Origin of the sequence: Rhizobium sp. BK619, from assembly GCF_014195245.1 — a bacterium.
GTDB lineage: Bacteria > Pseudomonadota > Alphaproteobacteria > Rhizobiales > Rhizobiaceae > Rhizobium > Rhizobium acidisoli.
Map to the genome: position 1 here is coordinate 139506 of NZ_JACIBH010000005.1, position 21658 is coordinate 161163.

Sequence of the window (21658 nt, forward strand, 5' to 3'; positions counted from 1 at the left end):
GGTTATCCATTGGAATTGACTCTTAATCTTGACAGGGACAATGTGACAATATAGACAATTGTCACCATGACAAATTGGCTTCCTGATCTTTCCCGCGGCTCCGGGCCGGTCTATCTCCGGCTCGCCGACAGCATCGAATCCGCCATATCGAGCGGCGCCCTGCCCGCCGGCAGCAAATTGCCGCCGCAGCGCAATCTCGCTTACGATATCGGGGTGACAATCGGCACGATCGGCCGCGCCTATGCGCTGGTGCACGAGCGCGGCCTGGTCGCCGGCGAGGTCGGGCGCGGCACCTATGTGCTGAACCGCTCGGAGACGCCGCCCGGTGAACAGGCCGACCCGTTGACGGTTTCGCTTGGAAGCACCCGCCTCCGCGATGCGCCGGCAAATAAGATCCGTTTCGACACCACCGCCGCTCCCGACCTCGGCCAGGGCAAGATCATAGCGGGCATCCTGTCCGAGATCGGTGAGGAGCATCTTGCCGAAATCTCCTCCTATTCCCGGAGTTTTCCGGGCAACTGGTTCGAGGCGGGCCGCCGTTGGCTTGCTCGCAGCGGCTGGACGCCGGAAGCCGAAAACATCGTGCCGACACTCGGCGCCCACGCGGCCGCGGTCGCCGTCATCGCCGCCGTCTCGGCCCCGGGCGACAAGATCGTCTTCGAGGACCTCACCTACACGCAGGTCAGCCGCAGCGCCCGCCTGCTCGGCCGCCGCACGCTGACGGTCGATTCCGATGAACACGGCATGATCCCGGAGGATTTCGAGCGGCTCTGTCAGCAGCAGCATCCGAAGCTTGCCTTCCTGATGCCGACCATCCACAATCCCACCGTGACGATCATGCCCTATGAACGGCGTGCGGCAATCGCGGCAATCGCCAGGAAGCACGGCGTCTGGCTGATCGAGGACGATCTCTACGGCGGCATGGCCGACGATGACACACCGCTCATCGCCTCGCTTGCACCCGATCGCACCTTCCTCGTCAGCGGCCTGTCGAAATCCGTCGCCGCCGGCGTGCGCGGCGGCTGGGTCGCCTGCCCGCCGCATTTTGCCCAGCGCATCAGGGTGACGCACAGGATGATCACCGGTGGCCTGCCCTTCATCCTGGCGGAAACCTGCGCGCGTCTCGTCGAAAGCGGCACGGCGCACGCGATCCGCAAGCAGAGTGTCGAAGAACTCTCGCGGCGCGTCCGGCTTGCCCGCGAACAACTGCAAGGCTTCGATTTCCAATCGCACCCGCACGCGCCGTTCCTCTGGCTGAAACTGCCGGAGCCATGGATGTCCGGCACTTTCAAGAACGCCGCTTACCGCGATGGCGTGCTGGTCGATGACGAGGACGAGTTCAAGGCGGCGCGTGGCGAGAAAATCTATCACCGCGTTCGCATCGGCTTCTCCTCGCCGAAGTCGGAACAGGAACTGGTCTCCGGCCTGATGATCCTGCGCCGGCTGCTGGAAAACGGCGGCTCCGCCTATGACGGCGAAATATGAGGTGTTGCAAATACACGTCATAAATCCGAAAAACCGCCGGGGCCTATTCGCGGTGCTTTACCGACCGAACCTCCATGCTACCTCTTTGTTATTCCCGCCTGACGCGAATCAAAGGACAGCAGATGAGGGTCGACTTCGGAAGAATCGCGTTGCGTTTTTTGAGTAGGGCTTCAGTGGCAGTGGTAGCCGGCACCTTGGCGGCAGGTTCGGCCAATGCCGGCGAGCAGATATTCGACGAACTGCGTTTCGGCCTCTCGACTTCGGTGCAATCCGGCCATTCCAGAGAAGACGGCGTCTTCCCCGAGATCACCGCTTTTTTCGATCCTTTCGGCTACGAGTCTGCCGTGGGCTGGCAGCAGCAGCTACTGCATCCCCGCGTCCATCTCGGCACTTCGATCGGCACATCAGGCGAGGCCAGCCAATTCTTCACGGGCTTCACCTGGACAGTCGATTTCAACGAGAAGCTCTTTGCCGAAGCCGGCTTCGGCGGCGTCATCCATACCGGCGATCTCGAAGGCGATGGTGACGGCCCGGAACTCGGCTGCCGCGTTCTCTTCCACGAATATGCCGGGGCCGGCTACCGTTTCACCCCGCATTGGAACGTGATGGCCCAGATCGCCCACTCCTCGCATGCCAATCTCTGCGACGGCCCGAACGACGGCATGACACGCGCCGGGCTGCAGGTCGGCTACAAGTTCTGACCGATTGCCGCTTTGAGAAAAGAACCTGCCTGCCCCTGTGAACTGACCCCGAAGTTGGGTGTCCAACTTTCGGGGGTCAGTTCACTGTGTTGATGGCTGGCTTTTTTCTGTCGCGCGCGGCCGCTACATAAGCTAAAGACAGCGCAAAACGCGCCAGGGACTTTCCGCTCATGACCATTCCAAACACCATCCCGATCACGCCGGAACTCATTGCGGGCCATGGCCTGAAGCCGGACGAGTATCAGCGCATTCTGGATCTGATCGGCCGCGAACCGACTTTCACCGAGCTCGGCATCTTCTCGGCCATGTGGAACGAGCACTGCTCCTATAAATCCTCGAAGAGATGGCTGCGAACGCTGCCGACCAAGGGGCCGCGCGTCATCCAGGGCCCCGGCGAAAATGCCGGCGTGGTCGATATCGATGACGGCGATTGCGTCGTCTTCAAGATGGAGAGCCACAACCATCCCTCCTATATCGAGCCTTACCAGGGGGCTGCGACCGGCGTCGGTGGCATCCTGCGCGACGTCTTCACCATGGGTGCGCGTCCGATTGCCGCGATGAACGCGCTGCGCTTCGGCGACCCTGATCATCCGAAGACCCGCCACCTCGTCTCGGGCGTCGTCTCCGGCGTCGGCGGTTACGGCAATTCCTTCGGCGTGCCGACAGTCGGTGGCGAAGTCGAGTTCGATGCACGCTACAACGGCAACATCCTCGTCAACGCCTTTGCCGCCGGCATCGCCAAATCCAATGCCATCTTCCTCTCCGAGGCCAAGGGCGTCGGCCTTCCGGTCGTTTATCTCGGCGCCAAGACCGGCCGCGACGGCGTCGGCGGCGCGACCATGGCTTCGGCCGAATTCGACGAATCAATCGAGGAAAAGCGCCCGACCGTTCAGGTCGGCGACCCCTTCACCGAAAAATGCCTGCTCGAAGCCTGCCTCGAGTTGATGCAGACCGGCGCCGTCATCGCCATCCAGGATATGGGTGCGGCCGGCCTCACCTGCTCGGCAGTCGAAATGGGCGCCAAGGGCGATCTCGGCATCCTGCTCGAACTCGACAAGGTGCCGGTGCGTGAAGAGCGCATGACCGCCTATGAAATGATGCTGTCGGAAAGCCAGGAGCGCATGCTCATGGTGCTGCAGCCGGAAAAGGAACAGGAAGCCAAGGCGATCTTCGTCAAATGGGGCCTCGACTTCGCCATCGTCGGCAAGACCACGGACGATCTGCGCTTCCGCGTCATGCACCAGGGCGAGGAAGTCGCCAACCTGCCGATCAAGGATCTCGGCGACCAGGCGCCGGAATATGATCGCCCCTGGCGCGAGCCGGGCAAACAGGCTCCGCTGCCTGCCAATCTCGTCGCCGCCCCCAAGGATTATGGTCAGGCGCTGCTGCAACTCGTCGGCTCCGCCAACCAGTCGAGCCGCCGCTGGGTCTATGAGCAATATGACACGCTGATCCAGGGCAATTCGCTGCAACTTCCGGGCGGCGATGCCGGCGTCGTGCGCGTCGACGGCCATCCGAGCAAGGCGCTCGCCTTCTCCTCCGACGTGACGCCGCGTTATGTCGAGGCCGATCCGTTCGAAGGCGGCAAGCAGGCGGTCGCCGAATGCTGGCGTAACATCACCGCAACCGGCGCCGAGCCGCTCGCCGCCACCGACAATCTGAACTTCGGCAATCCCGAAAAGCCCGAGATCATGGGCCAGTTCGTCCAGGCGGTGAAGGGCATCGGCGAGGCCTGCCGGGCGCTCGACTTCCCGATCGTCTCAGGCAACGTCTCGCTCTACAACGAGACCAACGGCGTCGCCATCCTGCCGACCCCGACGATTGCAGGCGTCGGCCTGCTGCCGGATTGGCGCAAGATGGCCCGCATCGGTGCTGCCAACGACGGCGACAAGGTGATCATGATCGGCGTCGACGGCAGCCATCTCGGCCAGTCGGTCTATCTGCGCGATGTGCTCGACAGCCGCGAAGGCCCCGCCCCCGAGGTGGATCTGTTTGCCGAGCGCCGCAACGGCGATTTCGTCCGTTCCGTCATCCGCAACGGCCAGGCGACCGCCTGCCACGATATTTCCTCGGGCGGCCTTGCCGTCGCGCTTGCCGAAATGGTCATGGCATCGGACAAGGGTCTGGCGATCGATCTCGGCGAAGGCAAGGGTGCGCCGCATGCACTGCTCTTCGGTGAGGATCAGGCGCGCTACGTGCTGACCGTCCCGGCCGATGTCGCCGATTTCCTCTGCGCCAATGCCGAAGGTGCGGGCGTTCCCTTCCGCCGTCTCGGCACGGTCGGGGGGACAGCGCTTACCGTTGGCGATCTCATCTCGCTGCCGATTCAGCAATTGCGCGATGCCCATGAATCGTGGTTCCCTGATTTCATGGAAGGCCGCGGCGAACTGGCTGCGGAATGATGCGCAAGGAGTAACGATCATGGCCATGAAACCCGGCGATATCGAAGACATGATCAAGGCTGGGATTCCCGGTGCCAAGGTGACGATCCGCGATCTGGCGGGCGATGGCGATCACTACGCCGCCGAAGTCGTCGCCGAAGTTTTCCGCGGCAAGAGCCGCGTGCAGCAGCACCAGATGGTCTACGAAGCGCTGAAGGGCAATATGGGCGGCGTCCTGCACGCGCTGGCGCTGCAGACCTCGGCGCCGGAATAGGGTTTTGTCGGTATTGGAATGCTCCACCGGCCGCGAGACGGCGGGCCATCGCACGCCCATCAACCGGGCGTGGATCCTCGGCTCAAGGCCGAGGATGACGGAGTGCGGGGTTAGTGCTCCGCCAAACGCAAAGAAGCCTCCCGCATACGGAGCTTGGCGCACAGGTAAACTATCCGCCCTGACCAATATCCGACGCATTCTCCCAGTGTGCCGACAGCGAGTTTGGCGGCGCGCCAACCCCGCTCTCCGTCATCCTCGGCCTTGAGCCGAGGATCCATCCCGCTATCCGCGGATGCCACGCAGTTAGCAGAGCAAGCCCCGCAGATAACCCCGCCCCTCACCCCGGCATCCTCTTCTCATCCGCACTCGCAAACACCAAGGCCGGCATCGGACCCGACGTCATCAGCGTAAAATCGAAGGGCGCCTTGAGATCGGGCCCCAGCACATATTGCCGGTGGACGCGCAGTTGGTCCCTGCGGATCCGGTGGTAGCGCTCGCGCGTCAGCATCTGCTTGACGCGGATCAGGATCATCTTTGCCGCAGGTGCATCGGCATGGCCGGCAACGGCGACGACCGGCACCTTGTAGAAATTGATCGAATCCGTCAGGCACTGCACGTCGAGCCAGGAAATCTGCGGACAGCGGGCGATCAGCCCGACGCGGGCGCGAAGCAGCGTCGCCGACGACAGCAGCGCACATTGCAGGATAGCGCTGCCGAGGGTGGCGAACACCACGCGTTTGCCCTTGAAGATCTCCGGCTCCCTTTCCAGCAATATGCCGATGACATGGGCGGCAACGCTCGATCCCATGCTGTGCGAGGAGATCACATATTCGTCCGCCTCCTCGGTCAGCGCCTTGCGCACGGCAGCGGCCCGATCTTCCAGCCAGTTGTTGAAATCGGCCCGGTCCATGCGGCCGAGCGCGACCGCCATTTTCCAATCGGCAAAAAGATGCAGCGTGTGAAAGCGTTCGGAAAACGGCAGGAAGGCGAAGATGAAGAAGCAGAACGCCAGCGGCCCACTCCAGAGCATGTGCCAGGGCGCCAAGCCGAGACTATAGGGCAAGATGGCGATCTGCGCCGTCAGCGCAATCGCCAGCGCCGTCAGCAGGAACGGGAAGAGGAAGAACAGGCCGAAGCGCCAGGCGTGGCGGAAATATCCGCGCATGCCGCCGTCCGTCATGATCTGGGCGCAACTGCGGAAACCCGCAATGATCTGGCTTAACGTATTGCCGCTGCGCAGCCGGCTTACCAACACGTCGTGATCGACCATGTGGATCCGGCTCTTCGTCTGCCAGCCGGGGGAACCGGCTGCCGCGGGCGCCGCGTCGCCACCGCCCGTCGCGACCTCGAAACTGAGCGGATCGTTTCCCACCGTAGGCGCCCCCACCTCAACCGAATAGCCCCAGACGGCAGCGCTCTGTTTGGCAGAACGCTCGTAGCGCGCCCTGTGGGCGGCGCCATCGAGCGGTTCGAAGCCGGGGAAATGCACGACGACCCGCGTCTCGATCAGTTTCATTCCACCTTCCAGCCGGGCAAATGGCCGGCATGTTGCTGCGATCCGACTGCTCCGCCGCAAATATCGGCAAAAAAGCAGTCCTGGTCTCGAAGCCGTCTTGCTAACCGAACTCTTCCGGAATTCAATAGCAGGCATGTCGTTTCCACCACGAACGGAGGGGTTTTGTGGCCGATCTAGTCAAAGAATTGATATCAGGCGTCGTCGACAGCGTGCTGAAGGAAATCCTCAAGAAGACCACCGGCCGCGCCACGACGAAGCGCAAGAAGCGTAAAACGCGCAGTTCGTCGACAACGGCTGCAGCGAACAAGCCAGCCTCGACCGCCCGCAAGACGGCTGCGGGCAAGCCCGCCCGCAAACAGGTCAGCAAGCGCCGCACCGCCGCCGGCCGCAGCCGCCAGCGCCGCAGCTAGCTGGCAGTTGGTGCCTTTGCCGGCGCCGATCTTGCAGATTTCCATATCCCGCGCCGGCTCGATGCCGCGGCAACAAAAGCCGGCGCCCGCCTATGCCGATGTCAACAGACTGTCAGGATGGAGCGCGGCACATCTGCCTCCACAAGGTTTTTGGGGGGCCTGGACCGATGAAACGCATTCTAAAAATCGTCTTCGCGGCGCTGGTCGCGATCTGTCTTATCGCCATTGCCGGCATCTACGCCTTGTCGGAGATGCGCCTTTCCAGGATCTATGAGGTCGCGGCCGCCGATTTTGCCGTCAAGACGACGCTGCCCGCTGAGGAAGCCGAACGCCGGGCCCGCACGCTGATGTGCGGCGGCTGTCATCACGATGCCGGCAACATCCTGCTCGACGAGCCGGGCGTCGGTCGCATCGTCGCGCCGAACCTGACCCGCCTGGTGCCCATGTATAACGACGCCGAACTCGTGCGTCTCATCCGCCATGGCGTCAAGAAGGACGGCACCGGCGCCGTCATCATGCCGGCCGGCAATTTCGCCAATATCACCGACGACGACATGGCGGCACTCATCGCCTGGCTGCGCAGCCTGAAGCAGCTTCCCGACGCCGTGGCCGGAGGGACGCAATGGGGACCGCTCGGCCGAGTGGGGCTGGCGCTCGACAAGATTCCCTTCGAGGCCGATCTGGTGCCGGCCGCCATCACCCCCGCCGCCACGCGCCCGGCCGATATCGGTGAATATGCCTTCAGAACCGACTGCCGCCATTGTCACAATCTCGACACGGCAAAGCAGTCCGAAGCTTTTCTCGCCCCGGCGCTGAAGCCCCTGGCGCAATCCTATTCGGCTGCGGATTTCAAGACGCTGCTGCGGACCGGCAAGGGTGTTGGAGGCCGTGATCTCGGCGTGATGACGCAGGTTTCGCAATGGGATTTCCGCCATTTCACGGATATCGAAATCGAACAGATTCAGGCCTATCTCACTCGCCAACCGTAACGCGACGGCAACAATGCCGGAGTGGTCTGACCAAATTGTCTTTTTTTGGTTGGGGCGGCTGGAATTCCTGCCGTCGCATGCTATCTAAAGGCAACGATTGAAACGGCGGGCCTTTAACCCGCCTGTTGAAAGGATCAGGTCCTATGAGCGGCATTCACGAATTCATCGACAACGAAATCAAGAGCAACGACGTCGTCCTCTTCATGAAGGGCACGCCGCAGTTTCCGCAGTGCGGTTTCTCCGGACAGGTCGTGCAGATTCTCGATTATATCGGTGTCGACTACAAAGGCGTCAACGTGCTCGCCGATTCGGAGATCCGCCAAGGGATCAAGGAATATTCCAACTGGCCGACGATCCCGCAGCTCTACATCAAGGGTGAGTTTGTCGGCGGCTGCGATATCGTCCGGGAAATGTTCCAGGCCGGTGAGCTGCAGCAGCATCTCCAGGAAAACGGCATCACCGTGCGCGGCGCCGCCTGACCGGTCACCGGGCGTCCGCCCGGTTTCCAAATCTGTAATCTTGAGACCGAGGCGCTGCGGCTAGCAGCGCCTTAGCCTGTTTATGGGAATTTCATTGTGACAGATTCATCACAAGCCGTGTCCGCGGGCCGCCTGCCCATGGGCAAGCGAGAATTTATCGCGCTCGCCGCCTTCCTGATGGCCGTCAACTCTCTGGCGATCGATATCATGCTGCCGGCTTTGCAGCAGATCGGCGCGAGCCTCGGCGTCGAGAGCGAAAATCATCGCCAGTTCGTCGTTTCCACCTATCTGCTCGGCTTCGGTTGTGCGCAGTTGTTCTACGGGCCGCTGTCTGACCGCTTCGGCCGCCGCACGCCGCTCTTGATCGGTCTCGTCATCTACATTCTCTCCGCCATCAGTATCGTCTTCGTCCCCACCTTCGCAGGCTTGCTTGCGCTGCGCTTTGTCCAGGGCATCGGTTCGGCGGCAACCCGCGTCATCACCGTCTCCATTGTCCGCGACATCTATGGCGGCCGACAGATGGCCGAAGTCATGTCGCTGATCATGATGGTCTTCATGATCGTGCCGGTGATTGCTCCAGGCACCGGCCAGATCGTCATGTTCTTCGGCAACTGGCACCTGATCTTCCTCTTCATCGCCGCCATGGCGATTGCAATCGCCGTCTGGGCTTACATCCGCCTGCCGGAAACCCTGCATCCACAGAATGTCCGCCCCTTCACCGCCCGCTCGATCTTCGGCGCCTTCAAGCTGGTGCTGACCAATCGCATCGCGCTTTGCTATACCATCGCCAGCACCTTCATCTTCGGCGCGCTGTTCGGCTTCATCAATTCGGCCCAGCAGGTCTATGTCGGCATTTACGATCTCGGCGTCTATTTCCCCTTCGCCTTTGCCGGCGTGGCGATCTTCATGTCGCTGTCGTCCTTCTTCAACTCACGCTTCGTCGGCAAGCTCGGCATGCGCCGCCTGTCGCACGGCTCGCTCATCGGTTTCATCACCATCAACACCATCTGGCTGATCGTCCAGATGGCGAGTTCCGAGCCGATGCCTTTCGCTCTGTTCATCTCCTTCTTCGGCCTTGCCATGTTCCAGTTCGGCTGGATCGGCTCGAACTTCAACTCGCTCGCCATGGAGCCGCTCGGCCACGTCGCCGGCACCGCCTCCTCCGTCCTCGGCTTCATGAGCACGGTCGGCGGCGCCCTCATCGGCGCCGGCATCGGCCAGGCTTTCGATGGTACGGCGCTGCCGATGGTCGCCGGTTATTTCATCGTGTCGATCATCGGGCTGATCTTCGTGCTGATCGCCGAAAAGGGCCGCCTCTTCCAACAGCAGAACCCGGCCGTCTGAACGGCCCACCTCCTCTGAACGGCCTACCTCCTCCGCATCCAGGATTTCACCACATGACGCCGCCGCATAAACCGCACCAGGAAAACCAGGGCTCCCGTCGCATCGGCATGGGTTTCGGCGAGTTCGTCGTCACCATCGCCATCATGACCGCCAGCATCGCCATGGCCATCGACAGCATGCTGCCGGCATTGCCCAATATCGGCCATTCCCTTGGCGTCACCAATACCAATGATGCGCAGCTGATCATCGGCGTGTTTTTTCTGGGCTTCGGCGTCTCGCAGATATTCTTCGGCAGCCTGTCGGATACGTTTGGCCGCCGCAACATCCTGCTCGGTGGCCTGGTTTGCTACGTGATCGGCATGTTTGCCGCCGCAGCAACCGGCAGCTTCGAAATGCTGCTCATCATGCGTTTCGTTCAGGGCGTAGGCGGTGCCGCCGTGCGCATCACCACCATGGCCATCGTCCGCGACTGCTTCGGCGGCCGCGAGATGGCCCGTGTCATGTCCTATGTCATGATCGTCTTCATGATCGTGCCGATCGTCGCCCCGTCCGTCGGCCAGCTGATCATCCTTTATGCCAATTGGCACTGGATCTTCATCCTGCTCGGCGTCACCGCCACCATCCTGTTCGTCTGGGCGCTTCTGCGGCTGAAGGAATCGCTGCCGCCGGAAGAGCGCCTGCCGCTGTCGGTCGGCTCCGTCGTGGATGGCTTCAAGACCGTGCTTACCAACCGCATCACCTGCGGCTACATGATCGGCCTCACCATGTTCACCGGCGTCATCAGCGCCTATGTGATCTCGGTGCAGCAGGTCTTCGGCGAGGTCTATGGCCTTGGCGATTGGCTGCCGATCGCCTTTGCCGCCACTGCCGGCGGCATCGCCGTCGCCAATTTCGCCAACGGTTTCTTCGTCCGAAAATTCGGCATGCGCCTTATTTCGCACGCCGCTTTGCTGATCTTCACCGCGCTGTCGGCTCTGGGTTTCGTCATCGCAATGGCCGGCAAGCCGGATTTCACCGTCGCTTACAGCATCTTCACCATCGTGCTGATGATGTTTGCCGTCATCGCCACCAATTTTACCGCAATCAGCCTCGAGCCGATGGGCAATCTCGCCGGCACAGCAACCGCCGTCACCGGCTTCGTCTCGACGACAGCAGGCGCCATTCTCGGCGGCCTGGTCGGCCAGATGTTCAACGGCACGGTGCAGCCGCTCTTCGGCGGCTTTGCACTCTTCGGTCTGGTGACGATCGCAGCCACTCTTTGGGCTGAGAACGGCAAGCTCTTCACCCATCCCGGCGACAGCCCGCAGCTCGATCCGGGCGCCGCCCATTTCTGATACTGAACGTCGCGCCTGCGTGAGAAGAGGTGCTACGGCAAAGAGAGCCCTCATGGTGAGGAGGCCCGAAGGGCCGTCTCGAACCACGAGGGCGGGCACGAGAGCCCCGTAAGCGGAATCTGACTTAGACCGTGACGACCTCACGGCGCAGCACGTCCCACGAGGCCTTGTCGGGCGCAACCAGCAGCCCGCCATCGAGATGATGCGGCAGGTAGGGCGAGCCGTCGAAACGGGCGGCATAAGCGCCGGCTTCCTGCGAGATCAGCGTACCGGCCAGATGATCCCAGGGCATCAGCTTGTTGTACATCAGGTAATGCACATGGCCGCCGGCAAGGGTGCGGTATTCATGGGCGGCGCAACGGTAGTTGGTGAGGAAGCGGACCTTGGCGAGATTGCCGAGGATCTCGGCCCGCTTCTCCTGCGGCAGGTAGCCTGTCGAGGCCATGCCGACCATCTGGTCGAGCGCGACAGGCTCGGCCGCGCGCAGCCGCCGTGCTTCGCCATCCGGCCGCCGCAGCCAGGCGCCGGCTCCCTTTTCCGCCATCACCCAGTCATCGCCCATCGGATCGTAGATGATGCCGGCAACAGTCTCGCCGCCTGAAATGACCGAGGCCATGACACCAAAGGCCGGGATGCCGGCGGCGAAATTGAACGTGCCGTCGACCGGGTCGACGACGATGGCGAGATCGGCATCTGCGAGCCTGCCGAGCAATGCCGGCTCGGCTGCGACCGTTTCTTCGCCGACAAAAAGCGCCTGCGGCCAAAGCCGCTCTGCTTCCGCCTTGATCATCCGCTCGGCCTGCTCGTCGGCCTCGGTGACGAGATCGGTCGCCTCGCTCTTGGCGCGCACGTCATTCTCGCCAAGCCGGCGGAAGCGCGGCAGGATCTCCGCCTTCGCCGCACGGCGCAAGAGATCGGCAAGAACGGTCACGTCGACAGTCGCAGTCATGTCAAATCCTTTCGGTCCGGCCTCTCGCTAAGGGCCCAAATCAGATGCCGATGATCTCCCGCCGGATCAGTTGCCAGCTTTCTTTGTCGGGTGCGGAGATGATGCCGCCCGTCGTCTCGCCGGGGCGATAGGGCGTGCCGTCGAATTTCGCCGTATAGCCGCCGGCCTCCTGATGCGCGAGCACGCCGGCCAGGTGATCCCAGGGCATCAGCTTCGCATGGCCGATGAAATGCAGTTTGCCGGAGGCGACCATCCAATATTCATAGGCCGAGCAGTTGAAGGCGAAGGTCATCCGGATCTTCGCCATGTTGGCTGCAATGCGCGAGCGGTCCGGGTCGTCCATATGGCCCCAAGAGATGCCGCCGACCATCTGGTTCAAGGCGGCAGGCTCAGCGACCCTCAGTCTGCTCGATTGCCCGTCCTGCCGCGTCAGGAAGGCACCCGCCCCTTTGATCGCCGTCACGGTGTCGCCGAGAACGGGATCGTAAATGATGCCGGCGACCGTCTCGCCCCTGACGGTGGCCGCGAGCATCGTCCCGAAGACGGGAAGCCCGGCGGCAAAATTGAAGGTGCCGTCGACAGGGTCGATGACGAAGGCAAGCTCGGCATCGGCAAGGGCCGGCACGACGGACCGGTCGGCGTCATAGGCTTCCTCGCCCACGACGAGGGCTGCGGGAAAGCGCTCTTTCAGCGCCGCGGTGATCCGGTGTTCGGCGAGCAGATCGGCCTGCGTCACCACGTCGATTGCCGAGGTCTTTTCCGAAACGTCGGCGGCGCCGAGATTGCGGAACCGCGGCATGATTTCCGCGCGCGCCGCCTCCTTCACGCAATCGCCGAGAAAGAGAATATCCTGATCTGAAATGGTCATGCGAATTCCTGCGCTTCATACAATAGCCCGCTGCTTAGCCGGATTTTCATGAAGGATCGGTGACAGCAAGGGTGGAAAAGTCGAAGAGTTTCGGATCGAGCAGATGCGACGGGTTCACATGCGAAAGCGCCCGCAGCATCGTGTCCTTGCGGCCCGGCATGCGCCGCTCGATATCGGCGAGCATATCCTTCATCGCATTGCGCTGCAGCCCGTCCTGCGAGCCGCAGAGATCGCAGGGGATGATCGGGAACTGCATGGCGGCGGCAAACTTTGCGAGGTCGTCCTCGGCGGCATAGGCAAGCGGCCGCAGCACCATCAGGTCACCCTCGTCGTTCAGAAGCTTCGCCGGCATGGAGGCAAGCCGCCCGCCGTGGAAGAAATTCATGAAGAAGGTCTCGAGAATGTCCTCGCGGTGGTGGCCGAGCACCAGCGCATCGCAGCCCTCTTCCCGGGCGACGCGGTAAAGATTGCCACGGCGCAGCCGCGAACAGAGCGAGCAATAGGTCGCCCCCTCCGGCACCTTCTCCTTCACGATCGAATAGGTATCCCGATATTCGATCCGATGCCGAACGCCGATTCTGGTCAGATAATCCGGCAATACATGTTTTGGAAAGTTCGGCTGCCCCTGGTCGAGATTGCAGGCAACAAGCTCGACCGGCAGCAGCCCGCGCCACTGCAGATCGAGCAGCAGCGCCAGCAGTCCGTAGGAATCCTTGCCGCCGGAAAGGCCGACCAGCCAGCGCTTTTGCCCCTTCAGCATATCGAAATCGTCGAAGGCCTGGCGCACCTGCCTGAGCAGCCGTTTGCGCAGCTTGTTGAAGGAGACCGAACGCGGAGCATCCGCAAAAAGCGCATGGCCGACGCTGCCGTTGGCATCGCCGCTTTCCAGATCATCCGCAATATTGGCTGCGATATTCATTGCGTCGTCCTATCGAGGTCTGTCTGCCTTAGCAGAAACGAGTTCGCCAACACAGCGTCAATCGCCGAAAACCGACCAGCCCGTGCGTGCCGCCAGCATTTCCAGCGCCACGGCCCCGAGCTGCGAATTGCCGACCTTGTTCAAGCCCGGCGACCAGACGGCGATCGAGGCGATACCGGGCGCAACCGCGAAGATGCCGCCGCCCACACCGCTCTTGCCGGGCAGGCCGACATGATAGGCAAAATCGCCCGAGCCGTCGTAATGGCCGCAGGTCAGCATCAGCGCATTGATGCGCCGTGCCCGCTTCGGCGAGACCACCGAATGGCCCGTCATCGGATTGCTGCCGCGGGCCGCCAGGAACAGCCCGGCGCGGGCCAGCTGCTCGCAGCTCATCGACAGCGCGCATTGATGGAAATAGACGCCGAGCACGTGGTCGACCGGATGATCGAGATTGCGGTAGGCGCGCATGAAGTTGGCAAGCGCGACATTGCGATATCCCGTCTGCGTTTCCGAGCGCGCCACCTTGTCATCGATGGTGATCGATTCGTCGTCGGCGAGATAACGCACGAAGCGCAGCAATTCGCCGATCGCCTCGCGCGGCGCATGGCCGGCCATGACGACATCGCTGACGGCGATCGCGCCGGCATTGATGAAGGGATTGCGCGGGATGCCGCTCTCATGCTCGAGCTGGACGATGGAATTGAACGCCGATCCCGACGGTTCTCGCCCGACGCGCTTCCAGAGGCCCTCGCCGACCTTGCCGAGCGCCAAGGTCAGCATGAAGACCTTGGAGATGCTCTGGATCGAGAAGGCAATGTCGGCATCGCCGACACGGTAGACCTTGCCGTCGACGGTGACGATCGCCATGCCGAACTGCCGTGGATCGACCTTGGCAAGCTCGGGAATATAATCGGCGACCTTGCCCTCGCCGATGCGCGGCAGGATATCGGTATGGATACTATCGAGGATTGCCTGCAGATCCGCCATCGCTTCTCTCCGGATAACAAAAAAGCCGCCCGAAAGAGCGGCTTTTCCATAAGCGAAAACGCCTGGTGTCTATTAACGCGAATAGAATTCGACGACCAGATGCGGTTCCATGACGACCGGGAACGGAACGTCGCTGAGCGTCGGAACGCGGCCGAAGGTGGCGACCATCTTGTTGTGATCGACTTCGATATAATCAGGAACGTCGCGCTCGGCGAGGCTGACGGCTTCCAGAACGATCACCAGCTGCTTCGACTTCTCGCGAACTTCGATGACGTCGCCGGCCTTGCAGCGGTACGAACCGATGTTGACGCGCACGCCGTTGACGGTGACGTGGCCATGGTTGACGAACTGACGGGCAGCAAAGACCGTCGGAACGAACTTGGCGCGATAGACGATCGCGTCTAGGCGCGATTCCAGCAGGCCGATCAGGTTTTCGGAAGTGTCGCCCTTGCGGCGGTCGGCTTCAGCGAAGATCGCACGGAACTGCTTTTCGCGCAGGTCGCCGTAGTAGCCCTTGAGCTTCTGCTTGGCGCGCAGCTGCACACCGAAGTCGGAAAGCTTGCCCTTGCGGCGCTGGCCGTGCTGGCCCGGGCCGTATTCGCGGCGGTTCACCGGGGACTTCGGACGGCCCCAGATGTTTTCACCCATACGGCGGTCAATTTTGTACTTGGACGATTCGCGCTTGCTCATCGCATTTCCTTTCAAAGGTTTATGCCGGTTTGTTGCCAAACCGCGCAAAGGAAACACGCCCTCCTCTGATCTCTGCCGAGATCTGACAGGATGTTTCGGTTACGCGAACAGAAACGATCCACGGGACATGTCAAATGAAACACCGGACATTGCTGCCCGGTGCTTGGCGCGGTCTTTAGAGGCCCGTCATGAAAATGTCAACTGCGCTAGAGCATGATGCCGAAAAGTGTAGGCGGTTTTCGGCATCGTGCTCTAACTCTTTAATTGAGAACAGGATTCAGATTTTAGGCAGAGCAGGCCTAAAATCATCCTGTTCTAGAGCCCGAAAGCGCCACTATTCCGCAGCCAGCGGCTGATCGCCCGTATCGGGCGCATTCGCGTCGCCCGGCGCGGTCTGGCAATTCATGTCTGGGAAAGCCACGATGCGTTTACCGGAGAAATCCGTGTGCACGACGACAATCCCCTGCTCCTCGAAATAACCGAGCAGGCGGCGGGCGCGCCGCGCCGAATGGGTGCCGTAGGCGCGGGCAATGCGGGCGTCCGACGGGCACGGTTCGCCGCAGACGGCGGCCTTGGCGAGCATCAGGAAGACACCCTGCAGGTCGTCGGTGACACCTGACGACAGTGACAGCGCCGTCGCCCATTCGTCGCTCGCGGCTGTCGCGGCATCGACGCCGGAGCGGGAGATCGCCACGCGCCGGCGGAAATCCGGTAGCGCGACCGGCGGTCCCGGCACGCGGCGCATGCGCAGCCGCACGAGAAAATCCTGGTAGAGCACGGAATCGGTGCGGAAGGCGGAGGTGGGATCGTCGAGTATTTCGGCAAGCACGCCGGCGAGGCGTTCCTCCCGCTCTTCGGCTGAGATTTCCACCTGGCTCGCCCTCGCCTCGACAGGCGCGGGTGACGCCGCCGGCGTCGAGCGTGAGAGCTCCGCCAGGATATCGGTGGTCGGCCGCGGCGCCGGCGGCGCACGGCGCACCAGCGGACGCTGGAATTCCTCCGGATCGGGGGTGAAGATCAGATCCTCGACATCCTGCGGCGCATCCGGCAGCGGCATCAGCTTCGGGCTGGAGGAGCGCGCCGAGGTTTCCACCGCGCCGATCTGAATCGGCAGCGGCCGGCGCGACAGCGCCGGTCCGAGGGCGACGAAATTGCCGCGCTTCAGATCGCGGAACATTTCGGCCTGGCGGCGGTCCATGCCGAGCAGGTCGGCAGCGCGCGCCATGTCGATATCAAGAAAGGTGCGGCCCATCAGGAAGTTCGAGGCCTCGGCCGCGACGTTCTTGGCGAGTTTGGCGAGCCGCTGCGTCGCAATCACCCCGGCAAGCCCGCGCTTGCGCCCGCGGCACATCAGGTTGGTCATCGCTCCGAGCGACATTTTGCGCGCATCTTCCGAGACATCACCGCCGACGGAGGGTGCGAACATCTGCGCTTCGTCGACGACGACGAGAACGGGATACCAGTATTCCCGATCGGCATCGAACATGCCGTTGAGAAATGCAGCGGCTGCGCGCATCTGCTGTTCGATATCGAGGCCTTCGAGCGTCAGCACGCAGGAAACCCGATGCTGGCGGATGCGGTTGGCGATACCAGCCAGCTCCGCCTCGGTGCGCTCGCCATCGACGACGACATGGCCGAACCTGTCGCTGAGGGTGACGAAATCACCCTCAGGATCGATGATGACCTGTTGCACCCATTGCGCGGATTGCTCGAGCAGGCGGCGCAAAAGATGCGACTTGCCCGATCCGGAATTGCCCTGGACGAGCAGACGGGTCGCCAGCAGCTCCTCGATATCGAGCGTCGCCGGGCTGCCGGACGCCAATCCCATATCGATGCCAACTTGCAATGCTGATCCTCGCGACGAAGAGACTCACATGAGTGAAGCGCCATTCTTCCGAAACGGCAACGCCCCGTCTATCAAAGAATCTGCTGATTTTCAGGGCCGGATTTCGCCAACCCACAGGACAATTCCCTTCATGCTCTCAGGCCGAAACCCTGCATCAGCCGTCGTGTCGCGAAATCCTGGTGGCCGGACGTGAACACCGCAAAGTCGAAATTGTCGGGATGCACCGCATCGGCCGCCGCCGGCACCAGCGTGCGGGCGCGCCGCGCGATTGCTTCGGCCGGATCAAGCCAGTCGACCGGCCAGGGTGCAAGCCGGCGGAAAAGATTGGCCATGAACGGATAATGGGTGCAGGCCAGCACGACGATATCGGTCTTGTGTCCGTCCTTCTCGACGAAACATTGGTCGATTTCCGCAAGCACGGCGTCGTCGGAGACGGTGTCGCCGCGAATATAGGCTTCGGCCATGCGCGCCAGGTTCTCAGAGCCGACGAGGCGGACATGGCATTGCTGCGCAAAGGATTGGATGAGATCGCGCGTATAGGCCCGCCTCACCGTGCCGGGGGTGGCAAGCACTGAGACCAGGCCCGAGCGCGTGCGCTCCGCCGCCGGCTTGATCGCCGGCACTGTGCCGACAAAGGTCATCTGGGGAAAGGCGGCGCGCAGGTCAGCCCCAACAAGCGTGAAGGCGGTGTTGCAGGCGATGATGCAGACTTCAGGGTCATAATCCGCCAGCAGCTTGGCGAAGAGCCCGATAACCCGCTCCTTCAGCGCCTGCTCCTCCCAGCCGCCATAGGGAAAACCGGCATCGTCGGCGACATAGATGAAGCCGCGTTCAGGCATCAAGACGCGCGCCTCGCGCAGGACAGTCAGCCCGCCGATGCCGGAATCGAAGAGAAGGATAGGTTTCAGCTCACGCGTCGTCGCTGTCATCTGGCGGTGTTTCCTTGGCCGATGTCGGGAACCTGCCACCGCGCGGGCTCTTGCGCGAAAAGCGGTCGAGGGAGGAGATGACGCCGCGCAGCACGCTAATTTCCTGCTCCGTGAAAGCCCGGCGGGATAGAACAGCACGCAGATTGTCCACCATTTTCGGCTTTTTCCCGGCAGGATGGAAATATCCGCGCGCATCCAGCGCCTCTTCCAATTGGTCGAACAGGCCGAACAGCTGCTCCTTGGTCGAAGGCGTCTGCCCCATCGCCTGGAACGGCACAGCGCCGACATCCTCCATGCCGGACTTCATCCATTCATAGGACATCAGCAGCACGGCCTGGGCGATATTCAGCGAAGCAAAGGCTGGGTTGACGGGAAAGGTGACGATCTCGTCGGCAAGCGCCACTTCCTCATTGGTCAGCCCCCAGCGCTCGCGCCCGAAGAGGATGCCGGTGCCCTCGCCTGCACGGAATTTTGCCCTCAGGGTCTCGGCGGCGATCACGGGGGATCGCACCGGCTTGAAACCGTCACGCTCGCGCGCCGTCGTCGCATAGACGAAGTTGAGATCGGCAACCGCCTGCTCCAGCGTGTCGTAGACTTTCGTTGCCGCGATCACATGATCGGCCTTGGAGGCGGTCGCCAGCGCCTTTTCGTTCGGCCAGCCGTCGCGTGGATTAACGAGGCGCAGTTCGGCAAGGCCGAAATTCGCCATGGCGCGCGCCACCATGCCGATATTTTCGCCCATCTGCGGCTCGACCAGAATAATCGCCGGCCCTTCGGCCAGAAGTTGACGCTCGCTGTTCGTGCCTGCCATGGTCTTATCCTTGTTTCGAGCGCGCAATAGCCTCGCCCGTCGCAAACGGCAAGACGTCGGCCTGCGGATAGAGCCTTTCCAGCGCCGAACCGATCATTTCGAGCCCCAGCCTGGCGCCTTCGCGCGACAGCGGCAGGTGTCGCCCTGTCGTCCGCGAGGCCTTGCGCTTGATCAGGAAACAGCTCGAGCCGCGCGGGGCGGCATTGTCGATCAGCGCCAGATCCGCCGCGATCAGCCTATTCAGAATGTCGTCGGCGGCCGGCACCTCGTAATTCTTCGCCAGGATACGCGCCCAGTAGGTGCAGGACAGGAAGATCGCCAGCGTCTGGCGAATCTGGCCCGGCCGCGTCACCACCGACCAGGAAGAGCCGAGTGGCCGCGCCGCGACCGTCACGTCGCGGTAACAGGCATCGATCTTCTGCGACAGCGCCATCAGTTCGAAACCATTCTTGCCATCACCCAGCGCGCCCAGCAGGTCGCGCAGCGCCTGGAACCAGCGGGAAAGCGCGGAATCAAGCGCGCCGCGCGTGCGTGTGGGGAAGACGATGAAGGCGACCGCCGTTCCGGCCGCCGCCCCGATCATGGTCTCCCCGATCCGCAGCTTCAACAGATCGAGCGTCAGCACGCCGGTCATGCCGTAGACCAGGCAGAGCACGATCGAGATGAAGAAGGTCATGGTCGCATAGGAAACCTGCAGAAAATAGAAGGCGAGGAAGATACAGACGGCGGCAACCGGAATGGCGATCGCGGGCTCGCCTGAAAACAGCGTTGCCAGCACAAGGCCGATAGCAATCCCGAACACGGTCCCGAGCGAGCGCGACAGCGCCCTCATCGCGGTGTCGCCGCGCGAATTGGTGTTGGTGAAGACGAGGAAGGAAGCAAGCACTGCCCAGAACCAGCGTTCGCGCGACAAGAGCAGGCCGAAGCTCATGGCGATCGCCGACGCGACGGTGATCTGCAGCGCCGACCGCAGCAGAGGATTGGCGAGCGAAAAGTCGATTGCCTGGGATTGCGCCGTATCCTTGATCGCATCGATCTCGGAAAAACCGGAGGCCTGCCCCTCGCCGATCGCCTGCGTCAACTGCTGCCGCGCCTCGCCGAGCCAGAGAAGCGCCCGCACGGTTTCGCCTTGCGGCTGATCCCTGATGGCATCGGCCATCTCTTCAAATCTTGCAAGGTCCGCCGCATCCGCCTCGATGACCGCATGGACGAGCGCAAAAGGCGGCGGGCTCTGAAAGCTCAGCACGATCGCACTCTCGGCGGCAAGATGGGCGTCGAAAAGCCGGATCGCCAGTTCGGCGGCAGGGTCGGCGGCAGCGTCGAAGACGCCGGCCGGCGGGCGCGGGATGAAGGTCTCCGCCATCAGCACCACTTCCTTCAGCCGGTCTTCCAGCTGCCGCAGTTCCTGCCTGTCGGCTTCGCCGATCTCGGCGTCGCCGGCGATGGCGGCGAGCTTGAAGAGGATCTGGTTGATCCGGCCCCTGACGCTTTCGAGCGAACGCAACAGGTCGCGCCGCCAATCGTCGGGCAACAGCACCGCCCTCACCAGATGCCCGATAAGCACAGCGACGACAGGGCCGATCGCGACTTCCGGCAGTTCGGCGAGCGGCGGCCGGAAATAAGCGCCCATGAAATAGGAAGTGAAGGCGAACATGCCGATCGCAAAACCGCGCGGCCCGAACACCCGTCCCGCCGATGCGAGCGCGATCACCACCAGGAAGACGAGATCGGAGAGAAGACGGCGATCCTCGAGCCCCGCCGCGATGCCGACGACGGCAAGGCTTGCCACACAGCCGAAGAGCCGCGTCACCAACTGGCGGGAATTGCCCTTGTCGCGCACCGCCACTCCACCTTCGATCGACAGCACGATGCCGAGGCCGAAGGCCGCGGTCGGCAATGGCAGGATGAAGGTGTGGACGGCAAGAAGGACCAAAAAGGAGAAAACGATCGTCAGCGTCACCCGCAGGGCCATGCGCAGACGCGAAAGCGCCGGATCATTGGCAAGCAGCCAGTCGCGAGCCTGAAAGCCGGAAAACAATGCAGGAACCCCTCATGCCACGGATCGACAGATAATGCCATGCCGGGCGAAGCAATGCCCGAGATCGAATCTCGACGCTCGCGACTGTCGCGCGCCTATTGGCCCTTGGCAATCAGCGTCATCGTCGCCTTCAAGGAATCGCGGCCCTGCGTTTCGATATTCTCGGTGACGATATCATCGATGACGGCCTGGCCAGCCTCCTCGACCACCTCGAAGCGAACGGTCGTATAGTCCTTGGCGTCAGGAGCGTCCGCGCAGGCGGACTTCTTGAAGCGCACCGTGACCTCGGTCGTCCCGTTGACCGGGGGCGCCGCCGCCATCGTCAGATCCTCCAGCGGGCATGCATCCTGGCCGTTGACGATGACGTCGTAATCGAAGGGCGATATGCCGTCGTCGTCGTCGCCGGCGGGAAATTGCGCGGCCGCCTGGTATTTCGCGACGAAGTCCTTGCTGTAGAGATGGTCGAGCCGGCTCGCATCGAAGATGTCGATCCAGTCGCTGTTGTTGTCGGCCCAGTTGCTCTTGGTTGCCTCCATGATCTCCTTCACCGGAGCGGTGGCATCAGCCGCGTGGGCGGCGCCCGAAAAGGCGATAAGGCTTGCGATAACAACGGCGATTGTCTTCATGATCGAATGTTCCGGGGCGGGCAAATCATGGCGGACACTAGCCAGATTTCGGCGCTTGGCAATGCCGGCAAAAACGCATTGT

General features: G+C 62.5%; 20 protein-coding genes. 9 read left to right on the forward strand and 11 right to left on the reverse strand.

The window, feature by feature from the left end:
* Positions 1-66 precede the first annotated feature (66 nt).
* The 4 genes from FHX14_RS11020 (at position 67) to FHX14_RS11035 (ending at position 4841) form a co-directional block, all read left to right on the forward strand.
* Positions 67-1485 carry a PLP-dependent aminotransferase family protein gene (locus FHX14_RS11020; protein WP_012557804.1) on the forward strand — a complete coding sequence of 473 codons (1419 nt, stop codon included), beginning with the start codon at positions 67-69 and terminating at the stop codon, positions 1483-1485.
* Positions 1486-1607: 122 nt separating this feature from the next.
* Positions 1608-2186 (forward strand): acyloxyacyl hydrolase, encoded by a 579-nt coding sequence (locus FHX14_RS11025; RefSeq protein WP_012557805.1) that lies wholly within the window; start codon positions 1608-1610, stop codon positions 2184-2186.
* Between the two features lie 170 nt (positions 2187-2356).
* Positions 2357-4588, forward strand: a complete 2232-nt coding sequence (gene purL, locus FHX14_RS11030) for a phosphoribosylformylglycinamidine synthase subunit PurL (RefSeq protein ID WP_184377120.1) — start codon at positions 2357-2359, stop codon at positions 4586-4588.
* A 19-nt stretch (positions 4589-4607) separates the two neighbouring features.
* Positions 4608-4841, forward strand: coding sequence for a BolA family transcriptional regulator (locus FHX14_RS11035; protein WP_003586236.1), 234 nt, complete (start codon positions 4608-4610; stop codon positions 4839-4841).
* Between the two features lie 337 nt (positions 4842-5178).
* Here FHX14_RS11035 and FHX14_RS11040 read toward each other — a convergent pair whose 3' ends face one another.
* On the reverse strand, positions 5179-6357 hold the full coding sequence (locus FHX14_RS11040; RefSeq protein ID WP_184377121.1) for a hypothetical protein: 1179 nt from the start codon (positions 6355-6357) through the stop codon (positions 5179-5181).
* Positions 6358-6521: 164 nt separating this feature from the next.
* On the opposite strand from FHX14_RS11040, the gene FHX14_RS11045 reads away from it, so the two are divergent.
* From FHX14_RS11045 to FHX14_RS11065, 5 genes are all read left to right on the forward strand, one after another.
* Complete coding sequence (locus FHX14_RS11045; RefSeq protein WP_184377122.1) at positions 6522-6767, forward strand: hypothetical protein; 246 nt, start codon at positions 6522-6524, stop codon at positions 6765-6767.
* 167 nt (positions 6768-6934) lie between these two features.
* A complete protein-coding gene (locus tag FHX14_RS11050) occupies positions 6935-7756 on the forward strand; it encodes a c-type cytochrome (RefSeq protein ID WP_184377123.1) in 822 nt (273 codons plus the stop codon).
* 143 nt (positions 7757-7899) lie between these two features.
* Positions 7900-8235: a Grx4 family monothiol glutaredoxin gene (grxD, locus tag FHX14_RS11055; protein ID WP_003586231.1), complete on the forward strand. Its 336-nt coding sequence runs from the start codon at positions 7900-7902 to the stop codon at positions 8233-8235.
* 138 nt (positions 8236-8373) lie between these two features.
* Positions 8374-9579, forward strand: coding sequence for a multidrug effflux MFS transporter (locus FHX14_RS11060; RefSeq protein ID WP_003586229.1), 1206 nt, complete (start codon positions 8374-8376; stop codon positions 9577-9579).
* A 53-nt stretch (positions 9580-9632) separates the two neighbouring features.
* Entirely contained in the window at positions 9633-10913 is a 1281-nt protein-coding gene (locus FHX14_RS11065) for a multidrug effflux MFS transporter (RefSeq protein WP_184377124.1), read from the forward strand.
* Between the two features lie 124 nt (positions 10914-11037).
* Here FHX14_RS11065 and FHX14_RS11070 read toward each other — a convergent pair whose 3' ends face one another.
* The 10 genes from FHX14_RS11070 to FHX14_RS11115 all read right to left on the reverse strand — a co-directional run bounded on the left by FHX14_RS11070 (position 11038) and on the right by FHX14_RS11115 (position 21576).
* Positions 11038-11862 carry an inositol monophosphatase family protein gene (locus FHX14_RS11070; protein ID WP_184377125.1) on the reverse strand — a complete coding sequence of 275 codons (825 nt, stop codon included), beginning with the start codon at positions 11860-11862 and terminating at the stop codon, positions 11038-11040.
* 40 nt (positions 11863-11902) lie between these two features.
* Positions 11903-12730, reverse strand: coding sequence for an inositol monophosphatase (locus FHX14_RS11075; protein ID WP_184377126.1), 828 nt, complete (start codon positions 12728-12730; stop codon positions 11903-11905).
* A gap of 46 nt (positions 12731-12776) precedes the next feature.
* Positions 12777-13649, reverse strand: a complete 873-nt coding sequence (ttcA, locus tag FHX14_RS11080) for a tRNA 2-thiocytidine(32) synthetase TtcA (protein ID WP_184377127.1) — start codon at positions 13647-13649, stop codon at positions 12777-12779.
* Between the two features lie 57 nt (positions 13650-13706).
* Positions 13707-14636, reverse strand: coding sequence for a glutaminase (locus FHX14_RS11085; RefSeq protein WP_097628594.1), 930 nt, complete (start codon positions 14634-14636; stop codon positions 13707-13709).
* A 72-nt stretch (positions 14637-14708) separates the two neighbouring features.
* Entirely contained in the window at positions 14709-15326 is a 618-nt protein-coding gene (rpsD, locus tag FHX14_RS11090; protein WP_003586216.1) for a 30S ribosomal protein S4, read from the reverse strand.
* A 334-nt stretch (positions 15327-15660) separates the two neighbouring features.
* A complete protein-coding gene (locus tag FHX14_RS11095) occupies positions 15661-17172 on the reverse strand; it encodes an ATP-binding protein (protein ID WP_179610473.1) in 1512 nt (503 codons plus the stop codon).
* Positions 17173-17300: 128 nt separating this feature from the next.
* A complete protein-coding gene (murI, locus tag FHX14_RS11100) occupies positions 17301-18101 on the reverse strand; it encodes a glutamate racemase (protein WP_184377128.1) in 801 nt (266 codons plus the stop codon).
* Entirely contained in the window at positions 18082-18912 is an 831-nt protein-coding gene (locus FHX14_RS11105) for an RNA methyltransferase (protein ID WP_184377129.1), read from the reverse strand. Before FHX14_RS11105 ends, murI begins: the two co-directional genes overlap by 20 nt.
* A gap of 4 nt (positions 18913-18916) precedes the next feature.
* The gene (locus FHX14_RS11110; RefSeq protein ID WP_184377130.1) at positions 18917-20950 is read right to left on the reverse strand and encodes an FUSC family protein; all 2034 of its coding nucleotides are present in this window, start codon (positions 20948-20950) and stop codon (positions 18917-18919) included.
* A 95-nt stretch (positions 20951-21045) separates the two neighbouring features.
* Positions 21046-21576 carry a hypothetical protein gene (locus FHX14_RS11115; protein ID WP_184377131.1) on the reverse strand — a complete coding sequence of 177 codons (531 nt, stop codon included), beginning with the start codon at positions 21574-21576 and terminating at the stop codon, positions 21046-21048.
* Between the last annotated feature and the right edge of the window lie 82 nt (positions 21577-21658).

Bases quoted from the DNA above. Each gene is read 5' to 3' on its own strand.
- FHX14_RS11020 (WP_012557804.1), top strand. From the start codon at position 67: ATGACAAATTGGCTTCCTGATCTTTCCCGCGGCTCCGGGCCGGTCTAT.
- FHX14_RS11025 (WP_012557805.1), top strand. From the start codon at position 1,608: ATGAGGGTCGACTTCGGAAGAATCGCGTTGCGTTTTTTGAGTAGGGCT.
- purL (WP_184377120.1), top strand. From the start codon at position 2,357: ATGACCATTCCAAACACCATCCCGATCACGCCGGAACTCATTGCGGGC.
- FHX14_RS11035 (WP_003586236.1), top strand. From the start codon at position 4,608: ATGGCCATGAAACCCGGCGATATCGAAGACATGATCAAGGCTGGGATT.
- FHX14_RS11040 (WP_184377121.1), bottom strand. From the start codon at position 6,357: ATGAAACTGATCGAGACGCGGGTCGTCGTGCATTTCCCCGGCTTCGAA.
- FHX14_RS11050 (WP_184377123.1), top strand. From the start codon at position 6,935: ATGAAACGCATTCTAAAAATCGTCTTCGCGGCGCTGGTCGCGATCTGT.
- grxD (WP_003586231.1), top strand. From the start codon at position 7,900: ATGAGCGGCATTCACGAATTCATCGACAACGAAATCAAGAGCAACGAC.
- FHX14_RS11060 (WP_003586229.1), top strand. From the start codon at position 8,374: ATGGGCAAGCGAGAATTTATCGCGCTCGCCGCCTTCCTGATGGCCGTC.
- FHX14_RS11065 (WP_184377124.1), top strand. From the start codon at position 9,633: ATGACGCCGCCGCATAAACCGCACCAGGAAAACCAGGGCTCCCGTCGC.
- FHX14_RS11070 (WP_184377125.1), bottom strand. From the start codon at position 11,862: ATGACTGCGACTGTCGACGTGACCGTTCTTGCCGATCTCTTGCGCCGT.
- FHX14_RS11075 (WP_184377126.1), bottom strand. From the start codon at position 12,730: ATGACCATTTCAGATCAGGATATTCTCTTTCTCGGCGATTGCGTGAAG.
- ttcA (WP_184377127.1), bottom strand. From the start codon at position 13,649: ATGAATATCGCAGCCAATATTGCGGATGATCTGGAAAGCGGCGATGCC.
- FHX14_RS11085 (WP_097628594.1), bottom strand. From the start codon at position 14,636: ATGGCGGATCTGCAGGCAATCCTCGATAGTATCCATACCGATATCCTG.
- rpsD (WP_003586216.1), bottom strand. From the start codon at position 15,326: ATGAGCAAGCGCGAATCGTCCAAGTACAAAATTGACCGCCGTATGGGT.
- murI (WP_184377128.1), bottom strand. From the start codon at position 18,101: ATGACAGCGACGACGCGTGAGCTGAAACCTATCCTTCTCTTCGATTCC.
- FHX14_RS11105 (WP_184377129.1), bottom strand. From the start codon at position 18,912: ATGGCAGGCACGAACAGCGAGCGTCAACTTCTGGCCGAAGGGCCGGCG.
- FHX14_RS11115 (WP_184377131.1), bottom strand. From the start codon at position 21,576: ATGAAGACAATCGCCGTTGTTATCGCAAGCCTTATCGCCTTTTCGGGC.